The following is a 16,689-nucleotide window of genomic DNA, read 5'->3' on the forward strand; positions in this document are numbered from 1 at the left end:
CAATGTCACTGGGACTCCTTTGTGGCGGCCGGGTTCTCCACGCTCATGAACGACTGGGCCACCAGCGCGATCGCCCCGCCCACGATGGCCATGTCAGCGATGTTGAAGGCGGGCCAGTGCCAGCCGTGCAGGTGAAAGTCGATGTAGTCGATAACGTGCCCGCGCGTGGCGCGGTCGAACGCGTTGCCCAATGCGCCGCCCAGAATGAGGCTGTACGAAAGGCCTTCCGTTTTGCGCAGCGGCCGGGAGAGCAGCCATGCGAGCCATGCCGATATTGCGAACGCGATCGCCAGAAAAAACCACCGCTGCCAGCCGCCCGCGCCAGCAAGGAAGCTGAACGCCGCGCCGGGATTGAGAGCGTGAACTAGGTTGAAGAATGACGCCACCTCGTGCGACCAACCCAAGGGAGTTGTCGCGTCAATGTAGCTCTTAGCTGCCTGATCGCCGGCGAATATAACGATCGCGAGTGAGTACCACTGCGTCTTGCGAAGAGATGGTTCATCCATTGTTCATGCCGCCTTGAACTTCAGGAGGCGCAGCCCATTGACGACAACCAAAAGACTTGCCCCCATGTCAGCGAACACAGCCATCCACATGGTGGCATGCCCTGTGAACGTCAACGCAAGGAACACCGCCTTGATGCCAAGGGCCAGAACGATGTTCTGCGTGAGGATCGCCGCAGTGCTACGCGACAGCCGGATGAAGGCGGGGATCTTGCGCAGGTCGTCGTCCATCAGGGCGACGTCGGCTGTTTCGATCGCGGTGTCGGTGCCGGCCGCGCCCATGGCGAAGCCGATGTCGGCACGGGCGAGCGCGGGCGAATCGTTGATGCCGTCGCCCACCATGCCCACCTGGCCCTCGCCGCCGACCAGGCTTTCGATGGTCTTGAGCTTGTCTTCGGGCAGTTGGTCACCACGGGCTTCAGAGATTCCGACCTGGGCAGCGATGGCCGCGGCCGTGTGCTGGTTGTCCCCCGTCAGCATCAGCGTGCGCACACCCAGCGCCTGCAGGTCGGCCACCGCCTCACGGCTGGTTTCCTTCACGGTGTCGGCCACTGCAAAAATGCCGAGCACGGTCGCATCGTCCATCAGCAGGATCGCTGTCTTGCCTTGGCGCTCCAGGGTCTCCAGCCGAGCCTGGAGCGTCGCTTCGCTCAGGCCCAGCTCCTGGGCGAGCCTGTGGTTGCCCATGTGCAACATGCGCCCGGCGACGCGGCCGCGCACGCCGCGGCCAGGCAGCGCCGCGAAGTCGTCGACCTCGTGCAGCGCGATGCCGTCACGGTTCGCCTTGCGGGCGATGGCCTGAGACACAGGATGGTCCGAGCGTGCCGCGAGGCTTGCGGCCCAGGCGGCAACTTCCTGCGCCTCGCCGATCAGCGGCACGAAGTCGGTCTGCTCGGGCTTGCCATGTGTGAGTGTGCCGGTCTTGTCCAGGGCCAACGCCTTGAGCTTGCGCCCGCCCTCCAGGTAGACGCCACCCTTGATCAGGATGCCGCGTCGGGCGGCAGCGGCCAAGCCGCTGACGATGGTGACCGGCGTGGAGATGACCAGAGCGCAGGGGCAGGCGATCACCAGCAGTACCAGGGCCTTGTAGACCCAGTCAAACCATGCGCCGCCGAAGGCGAGCGGCGGCACGACGGCAACCAGCACGGACACCGCGAACACCGCCGGCGTGTAGACGCGGGCGAACTGGTCGACGAAGCGCTGCGTGGGCGCACGGCTGCCCTGCGCGGACTCCACGGCATGGATGATGCGCGCGAGCGTCGAGTCGCTGGCGCCTGCGGTCACCTTGTATTCGAAAGAGCCGGTCTCATTGATGGTTCCGGCGAAGACCTGGTCACCTTCGGCCTTCTCGACGGGCAGGCTCTCGCCGGTGATGGGCGCCTGGTTGATGGCCGATCGACCCGAGGTGATCAGGCCGTCCAGTGCGATGCGCTCGCCAGGACGCACGCGGACCACCGCGCCCTTTGCGACCTCCTTGGCCGGCAGCTCTGTCCATGAGCCATCGGCCTGCCGCACGGTCGCGGTCTCGGGCGCCAAGTCCATCAGCCCCCGAATGGCGTTGCGGGCGCGGTCCAGCGACTTCGCCTCGATCACTTCCGCCAACGCGAACAGGAACATGACCATGGCGGCCTCCGGCCAGTGGCCGATCGCCATGCCGCCGGTGACCGCGATGGCCATCAGGGCGTTCATGTTCAGGTTGAGGTTCTTCAGCGCGATCCAGCCCTTCTTGTAGGTGCTGAGGCCGCCGGTGAAGATCGAAACCAGTGCCAGCACGATCACGGCCCAATGATTGCCGTCGTTGACCCAGTACACGCCTTCGGCGGCCACCGCCGCAACGCCCGAAACCGCCATCGGCCACCAATTGGTCTTGTGCGCGGCCACCGGGGCATCGCGCGGCTCATCAGTCCTCTGGACCTCGGCTTCCATGCCCAGCGATTCGATGGCTTCGACTGCCGGCTTGATCGCGTCGGGTGTGTGCCGAACCGTGAGCGTGCGCTGCATCAGGTTGAAATCCATTCCCTGCACGCCCGGCATGCCTTGCAGCTTGCCGCGGATCAGACTTTCCTCGGTCGGACAGTCCATCTTCGCGATGCGAAGTACCGTGGTGGCTGTCTGCATGTCCTGCCGCGCAGCCTGCATTCCAATGGAAGCAAGCGCCTTCTCGATCGGCGCTGAGGTCGCCAGCGTGTGCTGGACTCCCAGCACACGCTGCATCAGATTGAAGTCGAGCGCGGTCACACCCGGCAGCTTGCCCAGCCGGTCGCGGATCAGCGCTTCTTCCGTCGGGCAATCCATGTTCTCGATCCGGTACGTCACCCGCTCGCCGATCGGCGGCGCGGAAACGGCAGCGGTTGGTTGCTGCTGCAGGGCCGAGGATGGGATCACAGCCGCGGCTTCGATCGGCCCCGTGTGGCCGAAGGTCTGCTCCTTGGCGCGCATGCCGATCGAGGCCAGGACCTGCTCCATCTGCGCGCGTGCCTGAGCGAGGTGTTTCACCGACAGGGTGCGCTCAGCGAGGTCGAAGTCGAGGTCCTGAATTCCCTCGACTGCCCCGAGGTGCGAGCGGATGAGTTTCTCCTCGCTCGGGCAGTCCATGTTCTCGATGCGGTAGGTGGTCGACACGGCGGCGTCTCGGACAGCCTGAGCCTTCATGCCCACCGAATTCAGCGCTTGCTCCAAGGCATCGGCCGAGACTTCGCGGTGCGAAATGGTCAACAAACGCTGCGGAAGATCGAACAGGAGCCGCTCGACACCGGGCATGCCCTCCAGCGTTCGCCGCACCAGTGCTTCCTCATTGCGGCAATCCATGTTGCTCACGTGGAAAACGGTGGTTTCAGTGCTGGCCTGCTCACTGGCGCACGCCGTCTGTTGGCCATTGCCGCCGGAGCAGGCGCATGGGCTGGAAGGTTCTTTGTTCATAGATCGCTCTTCATTGACAAGGTTTTCCCCGGATGCCATCATTAGAAAACCTCTAGTAGATATAGAGTCAAGTTTTTTATAGGAAGCAACCATGATGCGGATCGGTGAACTGGGCAAGAAGGCAGATTGCTTGGTGCAGACCGTGCGCTTTTACGAGTCAGAAGGCTTGCTGCCCGAGCCTGCACGTAGCGAGGGCAACTTCAGGCTCTATGACGAAGTCCATTTGCAGCGCTTGCTGTTCATCCGCCGCTGCCGGGCGAAGGACATGACGCTGGATGAGATCCGTCAACTGCTGAACTTACGGGATCGGCCAGAGTTGGGCTGCGGCGAGGTGAACGCGCTGGTCGACGCTCATATCGCGCAAGTGCGGACCAAGATGAAGGAATTGCGCGCCTTGGAGCGCGAGTTAATGGATCTGCGACGCTCCTGCGATAGCGCCCGAACCTCGCGCGAGTGCGGCATTCTCAACAGCTTGGCCGAGCCCGCCTGAAGCTCGAGCGTGTCATCGGTGCTGGAAGTGATCGGGTCCAGTTCTGAGAGCCACGTGCCGCGCTCCATCATGCGAAAGCGCGCGATTCTGACGTTTTGAGACGGCGTGCGACCGAGGGCGTGGCCCACAGGAGCCAGCGCGAGCCGGACGACCTGCGCGCCGCAATCTCCGCCACCTTACGGGTTCTCCAGGCCAGACCGAGCATCGCGGCGTGGCTGCGCAGGTGCAGGTGCAGGCCAAGGTAGCAGTGCGCCACGACGCGGCCCGACTCATGGGCACGCCACGCAACTCGCGATCGCTTCGCAAGAAGCCGCAAGGCCCGACTCGCGCAAGAATGCGACGTGGGCAAGATCGTATAGCCAGCAGCGCAAGCGTTTGCCGCTGCTGGCCGGCTCCGGAAGGGATAGACAAGCTGCGGGCCGTAGTCCATTGGAAAGTCCATCTTTCTTGAGTGTCACTCTTTGGCGCCCAGCGTGTGCTTTTGCGACCGGAAAGCGCTGAACAAGTGGCCCCCGGGCATCCAGAAATCGCCGTAGTTGACTTGGGCGTCTTCGTGCTCACGCTTGTGATGCCAGCGATGGGCTTCAGCCACCCCGATCAACAATCCCAACGGCCCGACCCGGTATCCCAGATTGGAGTGCTGGAAGGCCAGATGCACGACCAAGAAGCCGAGCCATGCGCCGACGGCCAACCACAGCTTGGAACGCCGCTACTGGCTCAACGGGGAGTGGAAAGGCCGCCCGCCCTCTAGCAAGGCGGCACAAGCGAGCGCGACGATCACTGTGAGTAGCTCCGTCGGAAAAGACGGCCGGCCGGTCGCGAGCTCGCCGAAGAGCACAACCGCAGTGGCGCCACGGATCAGTGGATAGCAGCCATACCGGATGACAGTCGCAATGAAGGGGGCGCATTGGTGCTCATCTGTTCTGTCCTAAAGCTCTGACTGGATTGGAAAACCTTCTAGCTACGGTAGAGTCAAGGGCGTCCGGGAAGACCCTGTGGCAAGTTCGTTGCATCTGCGCCTTGACTCTCCAGCCGCTACAGGCTTCAGCATCCATCGATTTGGAAGGAACAATGCATGGCTGAAAACCACAGAAATCACGAAAACGACGAGTTGGGCCGCCTAGATGCGAGCGATGCGAAGGACCGAAAGATTCTTCTGACTGTGTTGCTGATCAACCTGACGCAGTCCGCCGCCGGCATTGCCCTTGGCATCTGGGCTGGCTCTACGGCGCTGATGGGCGCCGGGTTGGACAACCTCGCCGATGCGTCGGTCTATGCGGTTAGCCTGTATGCCGTCGGTCGTGCGGCAACGGTCAAGGTGGGCGCGGCCCGCTTGTCGGGTTTCTTGCTAATCGGCCTGGCCGCGCTGCTGCTGTTGGAAGTCCTACGCCGCTTCGCTGGAGGGGAAGAGCCTGTCGGCCCAGCCATGATGGCCATGGCCGCGCTGAACGCGGCTTTGAACCTAGTGTGCCTCAGACTACTGCGCCGCCATCGCGGGGAAGATGTGAACTTCAAGGCGTCAGCGATCTTTACCAGCAACGACTCCATCGTCAATGGTGCGATTGTGCTGTCCGGGGTGCTGGTGATGGGGTTCGGGTCGAACATCCCGGATCTGGTGCTGGGCGTCATCGTGGCCGCAATCGCAGCGAATGGGGGGCGGGAAATCCTGCGCGAAGCATCGGAAACAGCTCGCCGTAAGGCGGGCACATAAGGCATGTTTTCGCCCAGTTCATCCCGAGGTTTACCTCTGCAAAAGAGGTAGTCCAGCCTTTGGGCTACGGCCTCGGCTGCAGCCGAGCGTACCATTGGCGATGGCCGCGCGATAGGCGGGCATGCCGTTCTCGACCTCCGTCTGCCGTACAGCAGCGGTGCGCAAGGTTGAGGGTGCATGTCGTCTCTCCTGTTCGTGTGGCCCAGGCCAATGGCCGGGCCGGGACGTTGATGGGCAGGAGAATGGCGCCGAAGGCCCAACGGCCTTCGGCTCGGGAGAAAAGAGGAACCACCCGTGGGCTGATTGGCAGGCCCGGTCGTCGCTAGAACCGTCTGCTCATCAAGCAATCACACCCGGCCCATGTCGTGGCTGGGGCCGGCATCGTCTGGCGCACATCCGCGCACAAAGGGAGCCCGTTTTTGCACCGGCGGGCACCGGCACCGATTACCGCTGACCACGAAGGGTCTCCCGGTGGCTCGTGCAGCCTGGCAAGCCACCGGGAGACCCTTCGCAGAGGGCGGAAGAAACGCAGATCAACAGAACGCGCGTGGTGCGGCTCGCAGAGAAGCTACCTTCAGGTCCCGCGGCCGGGGACGGCTGGGCGGGACGCGCACACGGATCAAGAAGGCGTTGCGCGCTGGGCGTCCCGCAGGGCATGCGGCGGAGTGCGGGACAGGGGCCACGCCGCCGAAGGCGGGCACGGCTCACGGGGAACGGGGGCGGTCAGGAGCCTTTGCGGCCGCTACGGCGCGGGCGCGAGGCGCCGCGCTTGGAGCTGCCGGATTCGACTGGCAGCGTGCCTTTGCAGTCCGGGTAGCGGCTGCACGACCAGAACGGGCCGCTCTTGCCGCTGCGCTGGCGCGTGGGTGCGCCGCACTGCGGGCATGCCGGCCCTTGGGGAACCTTGATGGACAGGGAGGCGCTGCCGTACTGCGCAATCAACTGCGAAATCCACGCGGCCTGCTTGCCGATGAACACGTCCAGGGTGAGCTGTCCGGCCTCGATCATGTCGAGCGCCTGTTCCCAGACGGCGGTGGTGCCAGGGTCGGCAATCGCCGCAGGCACGGCATCGATCAAAGTGAAAGCCGCATCCGAGGCGCGGATGGCGCGCCCCTTCTTCACGAGGTAGCCGCGAGCGATCAGGCCGCCGATGATGTTGGCCCGCGTCGCTTCGGTGCCGATGCCAACCGTATCCTTGAGCTTCTGCTTCAGGCGGGGATCGGACACCAGCTTGGCGACGCCTTTCATGGACTTGACCAACTCGCCTTGCGTGTACGGTTTGGGCGGCAGCGTCTTGAGTGCCTTGAGATCGACGTCGGCCACCTGGCATGCCAGGCCCTCATACAGTTTCGGCAGCGCGGGCAGCACCTGGGCGCGGACCGCAGTATCGCCCTCGCCATCACCGTCTTCGGCCTGCGGCTCGGCGAGCACCTGGCGCCAACCCGGGATGACAACCTGCTTGCCCGTGGCCGCCAGGTTCTGCCCCCCGCACGAAAACTTGGCCACAGTGCGGTCGAACTCGTGGTGAGGGAGGAACTGCGCCAGGTAATGCGACCGGATGAGCCTGTACACGGCCAGTTCCTTCTCGCTCATGGCGGAGAGCTTCGCCGGTTCGAGCGTCGGGATGATGCCGTGGTGCGCCGTGACCTTGCCATCGTTCCAGGCGCGCGAGCGCTGCGAGCGGTCGAGCTGGCCCATGATCGAGCGCAGCGAGGGATCGGTCTTGAGCAGGCTGTCGAGAACGGTGGGCACTTCGGCAAACATGCTCTCGGGCAGGTAGCCGGAGTCCGAGCGGGGGTACGTCGTGGCCTTGTGCGTCTCGTACAGGGCTTGGGCAATCTCCAAGGTTTCCTGCACGTCCAGCCCAAGCTGCTTGGAACACACTTCCTGCAAGGTGCCCAGGTCGAACGGCAGCGGCGGGCCTTCGCGGACACGCTCAGTCTCCACCGACACGACGTGGGCACTGCCCGCAGCGCGGATCTGCTGCATGGTCTGCTGTGCGACCGGCTGCCGCAGGCAGCGGCCTGCGTCGTCGGTGCACGCATCGGGTGGAACCCATTGCGCGGCGAAAGTCGAACCGCCTGCGAACAGGGACACGGCGATGGCCCAGTATGGTACGGACACGAAGCGCGCGATCTCGCGGTCGCGGTCCACAACGAGCTTGAGCGTCGGGGTCTGTACGCGGCCGACCGACAGCACGCCGTCGTAACCCGCCTGTCGCCCCAGCACCGTGAACAGCCGGCTCAGGTTCATGCCCACGAGCCAATCCGCACGGGAGCGCGCCAGCGCCGAGTGGTACATCGAAAGCGTCTCGGCCGAAGGCCGCAGCTTGCCCAGTGCCGCCCGAATGGACGCATCGTTGAGCGCCGACAGCCACAGGCGTTCGATGGGGCCGCGGTAGCCGCAAAGCTCCACGATCTCGCGGGCGATCAATTCGCCCTCGCGGTCGGCATCGGTGGCGATAACCAGGTGAGTCGCCTTCGCCAAGAGCGCCTTGACGACCTTGAATTGCGTGGCGGTCTTCGGTTTGACCTCGACCCGCCAGTGCTGGGGAATGATGGGCAACTGCTCAACGGACCATCGTTTGAGCTGCTCGTCGTAGGCCTCGGGCGGCGCCGCCTCCACGAGATGGCCGATGCACCAGGTGACCGTGACGCCGGAACCGTTGAGGCAGCCTTCACCGCGCTGCGTGGCGCCGAGAATCCGGCCAATGTCTTTGCCCTGGGAGGGCTTCTCGCACAAGAACAGCCGCATATCCGTCCATCCCGATTCCTGTTGTTCATGGAGTTGCTGGGATCGAGGATGCCGAGCGCAGCCCCTGGCAGCAGCAAACAAGCCGCATGCGGCAGCGACCGCTTTCACGCCGATGAAATGGCGAGTGCGGGGAAGGTGCGTGGCCGGAAGTGTGCGGGCCGAGAGCCGCGATTTCCGGGAGCGCGCGTGGAACTCGGTGGACGTTGGTGGAGCTATCCCCTGGGGATAATTCGCAGCGCATGGAGGGCGGCGAAGCACTGCGGCAGCCGCCCTCCATGCCCGATCACTTCCTGCGCTTGGTCTCTTTCGGCGCCGTCGATTCCTGGGTGGCCTGGGGCTTCGGCTCTGCCTCCTGTGGCTTCGGGCTGAGGGCCACAGACTCGATGCGGTACGGCAGGATGCCGACACTGCGCGCGTTGACCTGCCAAGTCTCACGCGGCTGATCTTCGTTGTCCGTCCAGGGGTCGCGCTCCATGCGGCCGACGACCAGCACCCGCATGCCCTTCTGGTAGAGCTGCTGCCAGCGGTCGGCGTCGTGGTGCCAGAGTTCCACCGGCGCCCAGAAGCCGCCGCGGTCCTCGAACTCGCCGCCCTTGGTGGGGACGGGGTTGTCGAAGTACACGTTCAGCCGGAGCAACCGGCGAGGATCGTCGTTGCCATTGGGGAATTCGCGGTACTCGGGAGGCGATCCGATGTTGCCCTCGCCGATGAATTGTGTGCTCATGTTGGAATCTCCGTGGTGGTTGAAATACCCGTGCCTCGTTGGGCTCGGGCGCGTGCTCGGATGGCAGGCGCAATCACCGATCGCGCACTGCGGCAGGAACGGACGCGAGCCGGCGCAGGTAGGTGTTGTCCGCCTGCGCGGCCTTGCTGGCGCATTCCTGTGCTTGCCTGCCCAGGGTGTGCAGCAGGCTGATCTGCATGTTCAGCATGACGCGCTGCAGTTCGATCTCGTGCAGGTCGTGCAGCAGGTTGACCGGCGTGCTGGGGCTCGCCATCAGCTCCTGCCACAACGCCACGCCCATGGCCGATCGATCGTGCTTGCGCCAGCGAAGAAAGGTCGTGCCTGCGCCAGTGGTCTGCTGGGCCAGCTCGACGGGAAGCAGGTGGAAGGGATGCCCGCACGCCTGTGGCAGCACCTGTCGCTGCGCCAGGGCAATCAACTCGTCGCGCATGGCGAAGCACTGGCTGGCCCAGGCCTCGAAGTCCCCTTTACCTTTAAAAGGCTTTAAAAGGCCTTTTAGAGAGGCCGCGTGTTCCAGCCGCATGAAGGCTGGCTGTTCCAGACGACGGAAGTAGCGCGGTTCGCGGTTCGGGTCGCTCATGCCGGTTCGTCCTCGCCGGCGGCTGTGGACTTGGCCTCGGCCGAATCGGCGGCAGCGCCTTCGTCGGTGGGAGATGCGGCTGCGGCAGCGCTATCACCACGCTGTTGCAGACCACGGCGCACGACGGGCGGCGCAAACTTCGAGCGGCGCATGCCTTCGAGCACGTCCTGCGGCAGTTCGCCGAACTTCTCCAATGCTGCCCGAGCTGCGGCGTTCTTGGCCGCGAAGTCGTCGCGGGTGCAGCCCGAGTAGCGGTATTGCTGGGCCAGGCTGAACAGGCTGCGCAGCGCGTGGGCACCTTCGTTGAGCCAGCGCTCCAACGTCGAGCGATCGATCAGCGCGGTGTGGTGGGCGAGGATCAGCTTGCGGGCGATGTCGTCGTAGTCGGCCAGCAGATAGACGGCGGCAAAGCCGAGCTGCGCGTTCACGAACAAGGGGAGCTTCACCGGCTGCACGTTGAGGTTCTCACCCAGGCTCAACGCCGCAGGCACGCCGGCCAGTGCCTGGTCAACCTGCTCGCGCAGCGATTGCAACGTGGTCCTGGTCTGGTCGAGCTTTTCCTCGATGCGCAACATCCACCAGTCGCTGTACGGGTCGTCCTGCTCCGAGCCGCGCTTCATCTTGTTCATCACGGCGATGTAGCCGTTCAGGCCGACGATGCCGGGTCGCCCCTCGGCGGCGGCGCGGCCATGCCAGATGCGCGAGGCGTGGTGGGTGTGCAGCGTCAGCGACATCGCGCTGCGCAGGGAGCCGAGGTTGAGTTGCAATGGTTCGTTGCTGGTTGCCATGGTGATCGCTCGCTGGTGGACAGGGAGCCGCCAGCATCCGCATGCAGCGGAAGGCAGTCAGTCAACAAACCGAAATGAGCCGACCCCCGGTTCTGTGCGCGCTGGCGGCGCAGCGCGCAACGGTCCCCTGGGGACCGCTCCGCAGATGGGCACTCACATCGGCGTTCCCGTCCTCGGTTGTTGACGGTATGCGTGCTGCACCGCACGTCGCGCTGCCGTTCGACACGATCCTTCGCCGCGCAGCCGTCCCCAGGGGACCGTTCCGTTGAGCGCCATGGAGGTCTGCTTCATGGTCTTGCATGCGCTCTACTCAGGTTTTGCGCAGCATGTCGCGCCGTCGCCCGGCGCTTCACCGCACAGCCGTCCCCAGGGGACCGTTTCTGCCGACCGCCATGGAGATCTACTTCACGGCTTTGACAAGCCCTGTGCTCAGGATTTGCGCAGCAGATCGCGCAGGCGCTCGATGTGCTGCCGGGCCACCTCGGGCGGCACGACGTTGCGCGGCGGCTCGGTTGGTGGCGCTCGCGCCGCCGATGGTGTTGGCGGTGCCGGGCCGGTCTGCTTGGCCCAGGCATTGAACTCGCCGCGCATGGCGCGCTGGATGATGCCGAACAGATAACCGGCGGGGTTGCGGATGCCATGCTTGCCGCACCGTGCGGCCCATTCGTCCAGCACGGCCTGCCGCAGGGCAGCGTCCACCTGCTGCAACGCCATCTTGGCTCCGGCCTGCTGTTCCGCCTTCAGTTCCGCGAAGCGCTTGGGCCATTGCAGGTCGCCCAGCGCACGCGCCTGCGCGGTAGTACGTACTTCATCAATACGACTACTACGTACTGTACGGTCCTGCTTCGAATTCCGAAGAGCGCCGTCTGGCGCGGGTTTCGGCCCTGCTTCGGATTCCGAAGATGGGCGATCGCCATTCCGAAGAAGGCTCGCGGGCCCTTCTTCGGAATCGTGGACCGCATCCTCCTGTGGATAACTTTCGGAGGCGGTGATGCCCTGGTCGGCCAGGCGCTCGGCGAGCACTTGCAGCCGCGACGGCAAGGTGCGTCCGGACAGCATCGGGTCGTCCGCGATCTCCTGGAGGGTGTTGAGTCCCACCACCTGGACGGCCTTGGCCGAATGCCCCAGCGACTGGCTGACCAGGGCCAGGTAGTCGGCGTCGAGTTGCATCGCCTCGAACGGCGTCAGCGGTTCGTCGTGCAGGACGTAGAGGTTGCCGAGGATGCGACCGGTCTTGGGGTCGCGCCGTCGTCGCACGAGGCTCAGCCAGCGCGTCAGGCGCAGCAGCGTCAGCGCCCGCGCCACGGTCTCATGGGAGGCCTGGCCTGCGCAGGGCATCGACGCCAGCCAGGGGCGCAACTGCTCATAGGTGGGAAATGCCGTGACGCCATCGTCGTTGAGCATCAATCGGAACACCTGCCAGGCGTTGCGCTCCAGCGGTGTCAGGCGGCGGTCGAGGAACAGCCGCCGCGGCACGCTCTCGTGCCGATTGCCACTGAACAGGAAGGCGTCGCCGGACGTAGGAGGCGTGGGCGTTGGAGCAGGCAGGGACGCGGGAGCGCCAGAGCTGGACTTGGGCGCGAGGTCCTTCAGCGCAGCGTCGAACAGGTCGGCGAGTGCGATGGGGCCAGGGCGCTGGGCTCGTGGGGCGGTGTCGTCCACGGCCATGGCCTAGCCCAATCCCTGATCGACCCAGTTCCTGATCGCGGCCCAGACCACCGAGAGCGGCAGCGACATGCCCTCGGCCAGGTCCATGGCCGCATCGAGAATCGAGGTCTCGTCCTCCAGATCGACGTTCCTGCTGCTGGTCACGGCTTTCCATTGCCGCCACAGTTCGGTGTCCTGGGTCTCGTCCAGGACGGGGTGGCGCCCCTTGCGCTTGGGCAGGCCGAGGATCTCCCGCCGCAGGGCGACTTCCTGATGGGTCAGGCCATAGAAGCGGCTGACCATCTCCGTGCTGGCCCCCAGCCGCAGCATGCGATCGACCGTGGCGATTTCCTTCTCCACGTCCTGTGCCTGGTTGAGCAGGCGCTGCAGCACTTCGCGGTTGACCGTGACCGAGCACCACGAGACGCTGGCGTTGGCCAGCACGCTGATCAGCGCGGGGTGCTTGAGCGCATCCAGCTCGGCCTCGCCGAAGCCCATGGCCTTGCAGCGGCGCAGTTGGCCGTTGCGAAGGTCATACAGCGCCTGGGCAATCACGGCCTGGTTGAGCGGATGCGATGTGGACATGCGGCCTCCCTCGCTCACGTCCCGGGCGCCGTGGTGCCGGCTTCCAGGTCCAGCAGACGCCGGGCGAGGCGCAGCAGCCGAAAGAGCTTGACCAACGCCGTGTCGCTCAAGCGCCTTGCGCCGCTGCCATGGCCTTGGCTCTGGCCGTGCAACAGGGTCGGCAGGTCGGCGGCGAGCTGCGCGCCGTCCAGGCCCGCTTCGGCGACGGGCTGACCCGTCAGGGAAGTGAGCAGCGTCAGCACCGCGCGGCCGAGCGGCGACGGGGCTTGGCCGCGGGCGCGGCACGCAAACCCGATGCCATCGGCGCGATCCTCGATGCACTCGTCCAGGCCTGCCTCCCCGGCGATCTCGCGCGCGAACTGCGCGATGTGGATGCGCAGCCGATCGGGCGTGTCCAGGCCGGCGTCGATGTACCAGACGTCGGAGATCGGATAGAGTCCGCCGGCTTGCACCGGGATGGACTGCAGCACGCTCGCCGAGAAGTCGGGCGGCAGCGCATCGCCCAACTGGTCGGCGACCATGCGCTGGATCGATTGGAGCCGTTCTGTCGTCGGTGCTGGCGAGACGATGTGCTCGCGAAGCAGATCGCCCGGTGCGGCCGGCTGGCTTCCCGTGGCCGCTTCGCCAACCGCCGTGTCGTCGTGGCGCAAGGTGGGCTCGGACGCCGGAGGGCTGGCGGGTGGAGGACCGGCCGCCGCTGCAGGCGTGGCGATGGACGATGCTGCGCCCGGCGGAGTCGGCGTGCCGGCGGTGGGCGAAGGCAACGCCGGCTGCGCCGCAGGTGGCGTCGGGTCACTGACCAGCGCCCGGTGGCGGCTTTCCGATTCGGTCAGGTCCAGCGCCAGCACGTCGTAGCCGATGCCCAGCAGCTCGGACATCTGGCCGATCAGCTCGTCTTGCACGCGCTGCGGCGCGAACTCGTCGCCCTGCGTGTCGAACTGCGCCAGCACCTCCTGAAAGAAACTGTCGAAGTCCAGCGGCAGCGAACGGTCCTTGGCGTAGTGCTCCCAGGTGCGTTTGCAGGCCGTGCGCATGACCGACAGCCGCTCGACCTGGTGGCGCCCCAGGCCGCCATAGAGCACAGTGGGAATGGCGGGCAGCAGGTAGCGCACCGCGTCGGCCATGCGGGTGATGTGCGACCGCTGGACGGGGAAGCCATCGGCCGCCAGGCGGCGGGCCAGTTCCGACTGGCTCAGGGCGGCGCCGCTCTCCTGCTCGTAGAACTCCCGTGCTTTCTCGACGCCGAGCGCGCGCTCGATGAACGTGAGGCCGCCGCGCAGTTCGTTCTCGGCAAGATGCCCGGTCAGCGCGACGATTTCACCGCGCTCCGGCCATGGTCGGAACAGGCACGATATGCGGAAGAAGCGTTCTTCCTTGGTCTCCGACCAGAGTTCGCGCAGGATCGCCAGTCGCGTGTTGCCGCCGTTGCGGATGATGTAGTGGTCCTCGCCGGGCCTGCGCGTGATGGCCGGCGCCGCGTCCAGGCCGCGCTCGCGGATGGATGCCTTGATTTCCTCGTAAGCCGGGTTGCGCTTCATGCGCGGGTCATGGTCGTAGGGCCGCAACTGGTCCAGCGTCACGACCATGGGCGTGTCCGCGATCGGGTCGCTCAAGGCCGTAGCCGCTGGGCCGCTGCGCTCGAAGCCGGCCGCGAGCAGCTTGCCTGCCATGTCCTGCGAGGTCATGTCAGCCATGGCCGCACCCCTCGCAGTCCCCACGACCGCCGGCCGGCGCCATGCGGGCCTCTCGCTCGGCGCGGCGGATCTGCGCACGGGCGTTCAATTCGGCCCGGTGGTCACTCGCTGTCGAACTCGTGTAGATCGCCGCGCAGCCGGCCTTGGTGAACTTGAGGTGCCCGCCCGGCGTGCGCTTGACGTGCCAGCCCTCACCGACCGCGAACTCGATCAGGGCGCGCAGCCGCTTGTGGCCGCGGGCCAGCTCATGTGCGTTCGCCATGGGGCCTCCCAGGATCAAGAGGTCGCTGCGGGCGGCCGGATACTTGAGCCAGTCGGTCCTGCCATTGCGGGAACAACTCGCTGGCGAGCGCGCGCATCGTGTCGAGCGCGGCAGGGGCGACTCTGCCGGGCGGCTGGCGGTGCTCGACCCGATGCACCGGCAGGCCGCGCGTTGCGGCACGTGGATACGCTTCTATGGCCGGCACGTCGGTGGCGAGCACGCGGATGCCGGCGCTGTCCTGGAACAGGTCGCGCAAGGCCTGCTGGATCAGCCGTGCGTTGGCGGACACCGGGTGGACGCGGTTGATGAGCAAGTGCAGCGGCGGCGGTTCGATGCCCAGGTGCCGGTACGGCGCAATGTCTTCGAGCAACTGCATGGTGCCGCGCCGCAGCTCGCGTGCCGCGAGGATCTCCGGCGTGACGGGCGACAGCGCGAGATCGGAGGCGAGCACCGCCATCTCCAGCAGCACGGAACGCGCGCCCTGGGTGTCGATCAGCACCAGGTCGTAGAGGGGAGCAAGTGCTGGCAGCAGATGCCGCAACCGCAGGCGGCCATCCGGCGCATGCAGCAACAACGTGTTCAGCTCGCCCCGGTGGTCGTCGGACAGCACCAGGTCCAGGCCCGCGATGATCGTGCGGGACACGAGCTGGCCAAGGTCGCGCTCGTTGAAGGCCAACAGCTCATAGATGCCGCCCGGCGCGCGCTGGGTCAGTTCGTAGTAGGAGGACAAGGTGGGCTGCACGTCGAGATCGAGCAGCAGCACGCGCAGGCCCGCGTCCGCGGCGAGCCCGCCCAGGTTGGCGGCCGTCGTGGTCTTGCCGACGCCGCCCTTCGTTGAAATGATGGACACGACCTGCATGGCGCTCTCCGGCTGGGAATGGGAAGTCCGCGGGAGAGCGGGTCAGGTCCGGTGGTTGAGGCGCTCGGCGATCCACTGGTCGATTTCGATCGAATCCCAGCCGACAGCGCGCACGCCCAGGCGCAGCGCCTGAGGGAACTGGCGCTTCTTCATCAGGTTGTAGATGTGGGCGCGTTTGAAGCCGGACTTCGCTTCGACTTCATCGAGCCGCAGGATGCGGCGCTCGTTCGGCGGGAGTACAGGGGTCTGCGACATGGCGGTCACTCCTGAACGCTCGGTGGCGTTTGTTGGCGTGACCTCTATTCAATAGACCTGGCTGCGGAAAGACATTGCAAATGCAATCTCCGCGATTGCACATACAAGCTGGATAACCTCATGCGCTTGCGCTACGAACGTACCTCTTAGCGTTGGCGAACTTTCCGTTTAAGGTGCGCTCAGTGATGCCCATGGTGCCGCCGTAGTGGGCGACCAATGCAGAGACAAGGGCCTCCTGCGTTTTGAAGCTGGAATAGGGCACGCCTGAAGGCGACTGGCTCAGCATCAGCGTCAACATCCCTCCAATGATGTTGAGATAGGTCGTTTCCGCCCGTTCGCTGATCTCGCATTGCTTGGATGCCAACAGCACCGAGGATTGCTTGAGTAGCGTGTCGTGCTGCTCCTGCAGTTCTCGCATCTCACGTCGGGCTTGTTCAAGCGCGGCCTGAAGGGCCAGCCGCTCCACGAGGATCGCCTGTCCTGTTTCCATGGTGATGAAAGGATGCGCCATGCGTTCGCCACGGCTGAACAGAAATCCTGGCCGGTGCTCGGGATAGTGGGTGCGCATCCAGCGTTTTAGATCGACATGGCGAACAGTCAGATCCAGAGAATTGAGCAGGTTCGGATCATTGAGCGTGATCCCGTTCTTGCCGTAGGGCAGCTCTCCGTTGAGGATGCCGTCATAGATACGTTCCGAGTGCAGCCGGCACTCATTCCATCGAGGGCAGTTCAGCGACCGAGGCAGGACACGCGGTGACGCGATCGTGGCCAGGATCATCGGGAGATACCGCAGCAACCCAGCCCATCGGATGGCCGCCTCGATGGGACGATAGAACACCTTTGATGTTGAAATGTCCTTGTGCATGTCTTCGTCTCCTTTCGGGTGCGCTACATCAC

General features: G+C 65.4%; 17 protein-coding genes. 2 read left to right on the plus strand and 15 right to left on the minus strand.

Annotation, left to right across the window (positions count from 1 at the left end; all coding sequences use genetic code 11):
* Positions 1–5: 5 nt before the first annotated feature.
* Both lspA and EV675_RS15940 read right to left on the minus strand, forming a co-directional pair.
* Positions 6–506 carry a signal peptidase II gene (gene lspA, locus EV675_RS15935; RefSeq protein WP_003098955.1) on the minus strand — a complete coding sequence of 167 codons (501 nt, stop codon included), beginning with the start codon at positions 504–506 and terminating at the stop codon, positions 6–8.
* Between the two features lie 3 nt (positions 507–509).
* Positions 510–3,422 carry a heavy metal translocating P-type ATPase gene (locus tag EV675_RS15940; protein ID WP_003098961.1) on the minus strand — a complete coding sequence of 971 codons (2,913 nt, stop codon included), beginning with the start codon at positions 3,420–3,422 and terminating at the stop codon, positions 510–512.
* A gap of 91 nt (positions 3,423–3,513) precedes the next feature.
* Between EV675_RS15940 and cadR the strand changes: the two genes are divergently transcribed.
* Positions 3,514–3,912 carry a Cd(II)/Pb(II)-responsive transcriptional regulator gene (gene cadR, locus EV675_RS15945; protein WP_003098965.1) on the plus strand — a complete coding sequence of 133 codons (399 nt, stop codon included), beginning with the start codon at positions 3,514–3,516 and terminating at the stop codon, positions 3,910–3,912.
* Between the two features lie 67 nt (positions 3,913–3,979).
* On the opposite strand, the gene EV675_RS30020 is transcribed toward cadR, so the two are convergent.
* Both EV675_RS30020 and EV675_RS30025 read right to left on the minus strand, forming a co-directional pair.
* Positions 3,980–4,354 carry a DUF3703 domain-containing protein gene (locus EV675_RS30020; RefSeq protein WP_011516992.1) on the minus strand — a complete coding sequence of 125 codons (375 nt, stop codon included), beginning with the start codon at positions 4,352–4,354 and terminating at the stop codon, positions 3,980–3,982.
* A gap of 12 nt (positions 4,355–4,366) precedes the next feature.
* Positions 4,367–4,603, minus strand: coding sequence for a sterol desaturase family protein (locus EV675_RS30025; protein ID WP_003098970.1), 237 nt, complete (start codon positions 4,601–4,603; stop codon positions 4,367–4,369).
* Positions 4,604–4,987: 384 nt separating this feature from the next.
* Here EV675_RS30025 and EV675_RS15955 point away from each other — a divergent pair, with 384 nt between their 5' ends.
* Entirely contained in the window at positions 4,988–5,623 is a 636-nt protein-coding gene (locus EV675_RS15955) for a cation efflux transmembrane domain-containing protein (RefSeq protein ID WP_003098972.1), read from the plus strand.
* 723 nt (positions 5,624–6,346) lie between these two features.
* Here EV675_RS15955 and EV675_RS15960 read toward each other — a convergent pair.
* From EV675_RS15960 to EV675_RS16010, 11 genes are all read right to left on the minus strand, one after another.
* On the minus strand, positions 6,347–8,377 hold the full coding sequence (locus tag EV675_RS15960; protein ID WP_003116834.1) for a DNA topoisomerase III: 2,031 nt from the start codon (positions 8,375–8,377) through the stop codon (positions 6,347–6,349).
* Positions 8,378–8,660: 283 nt separating this feature from the next.
* Positions 8,661–9,101, minus strand: coding sequence for a single-stranded DNA-binding protein (locus EV675_RS15965; RefSeq protein WP_003098976.1), 441 nt, complete (start codon positions 9,099–9,101; stop codon positions 8,661–8,663).
* Positions 9,102–9,174: 73 nt separating this feature from the next.
* Positions 9,175–9,702, minus strand: a complete 528-nt coding sequence (locus EV675_RS15970) for a DUF3158 family protein (RefSeq protein WP_003098978.1) — start codon at positions 9,700–9,702, stop codon at positions 9,175–9,177.
* Positions 9,699–10,490, minus strand: coding sequence for a PFL_4669 family integrating conjugative element protein (locus EV675_RS15975; protein WP_003116836.1), 792 nt, complete (start codon positions 10,488–10,490; stop codon positions 9,699–9,701). Before EV675_RS15975 ends, EV675_RS15970 begins: the two co-directional genes overlap by 4 nt.
* Positions 10,491–10,919: 429 nt before the next feature.
* Complete coding sequence (locus tag EV675_RS15980) at positions 10,920–12,158, minus strand: STY4528 family pathogenicity island replication protein (protein WP_003116837.1); 1,239 nt, start codon at positions 12,156–12,158, stop codon at positions 10,920–10,922.
* Between the two features lie 3 nt (positions 12,159–12,161).
* Positions 12,162–12,722 (minus strand): DUF2857 domain-containing protein, encoded by a 561-nt coding sequence (locus EV675_RS15985; RefSeq protein ID WP_003090097.1) that lies wholly within the window; start codon positions 12,720–12,722, stop codon positions 12,162–12,164.
* 14 nt (positions 12,723–12,736) lie between these two features.
* Positions 12,737–14,416 (minus strand): ParB family protein, encoded by a 1,680-nt coding sequence (locus EV675_RS15990; RefSeq protein ID WP_004350508.1) that lies wholly within the window; start codon positions 14,414–14,416, stop codon positions 12,737–12,739.
* Entirely contained in the window at positions 14,409–14,678 is a 270-nt protein-coding gene (locus EV675_RS15995) for a hypothetical protein (RefSeq protein ID WP_003050422.1), read from the minus strand. Before EV675_RS15995 ends, EV675_RS15990 begins: the two co-directional genes overlap by 8 nt.
* Positions 14,662–15,537 (minus strand): ParA family protein, encoded by an 876-nt coding sequence (locus EV675_RS16000; protein WP_003098988.1) that lies wholly within the window; start codon positions 15,535–15,537, stop codon positions 14,662–14,664. Before EV675_RS16000 ends, EV675_RS15995 begins: the two co-directional genes overlap by 17 nt.
* A gap of 42 nt (positions 15,538–15,579) precedes the next feature.
* On the minus strand, positions 15,580–15,792 hold the full coding sequence (locus EV675_RS16005; RefSeq protein ID WP_003090093.1) for an AlpA family transcriptional regulator: 213 nt from the start codon (positions 15,790–15,792) through the stop codon (positions 15,580–15,582).
* A gap of 118 nt (positions 15,793–15,910) precedes the next feature.
* Complete coding sequence (locus EV675_RS16010; RefSeq protein WP_003098991.1) at positions 15,911–16,657, minus strand: hypothetical protein; 747 nt, start codon at positions 16,655–16,657, stop codon at positions 15,911–15,913.
* Positions 16,658–16,689 lie beyond the last annotated feature (32 nt).

The organism is Pigmentiphaga kullae, assembly GCF_004216695.1.
In the GTDB taxonomy this organism is placed as follows: domain Bacteria; phylum Pseudomonadota; class Gammaproteobacteria; order Burkholderiales; family Burkholderiaceae_B; genus Pigmentiphaga; species Pigmentiphaga kullae.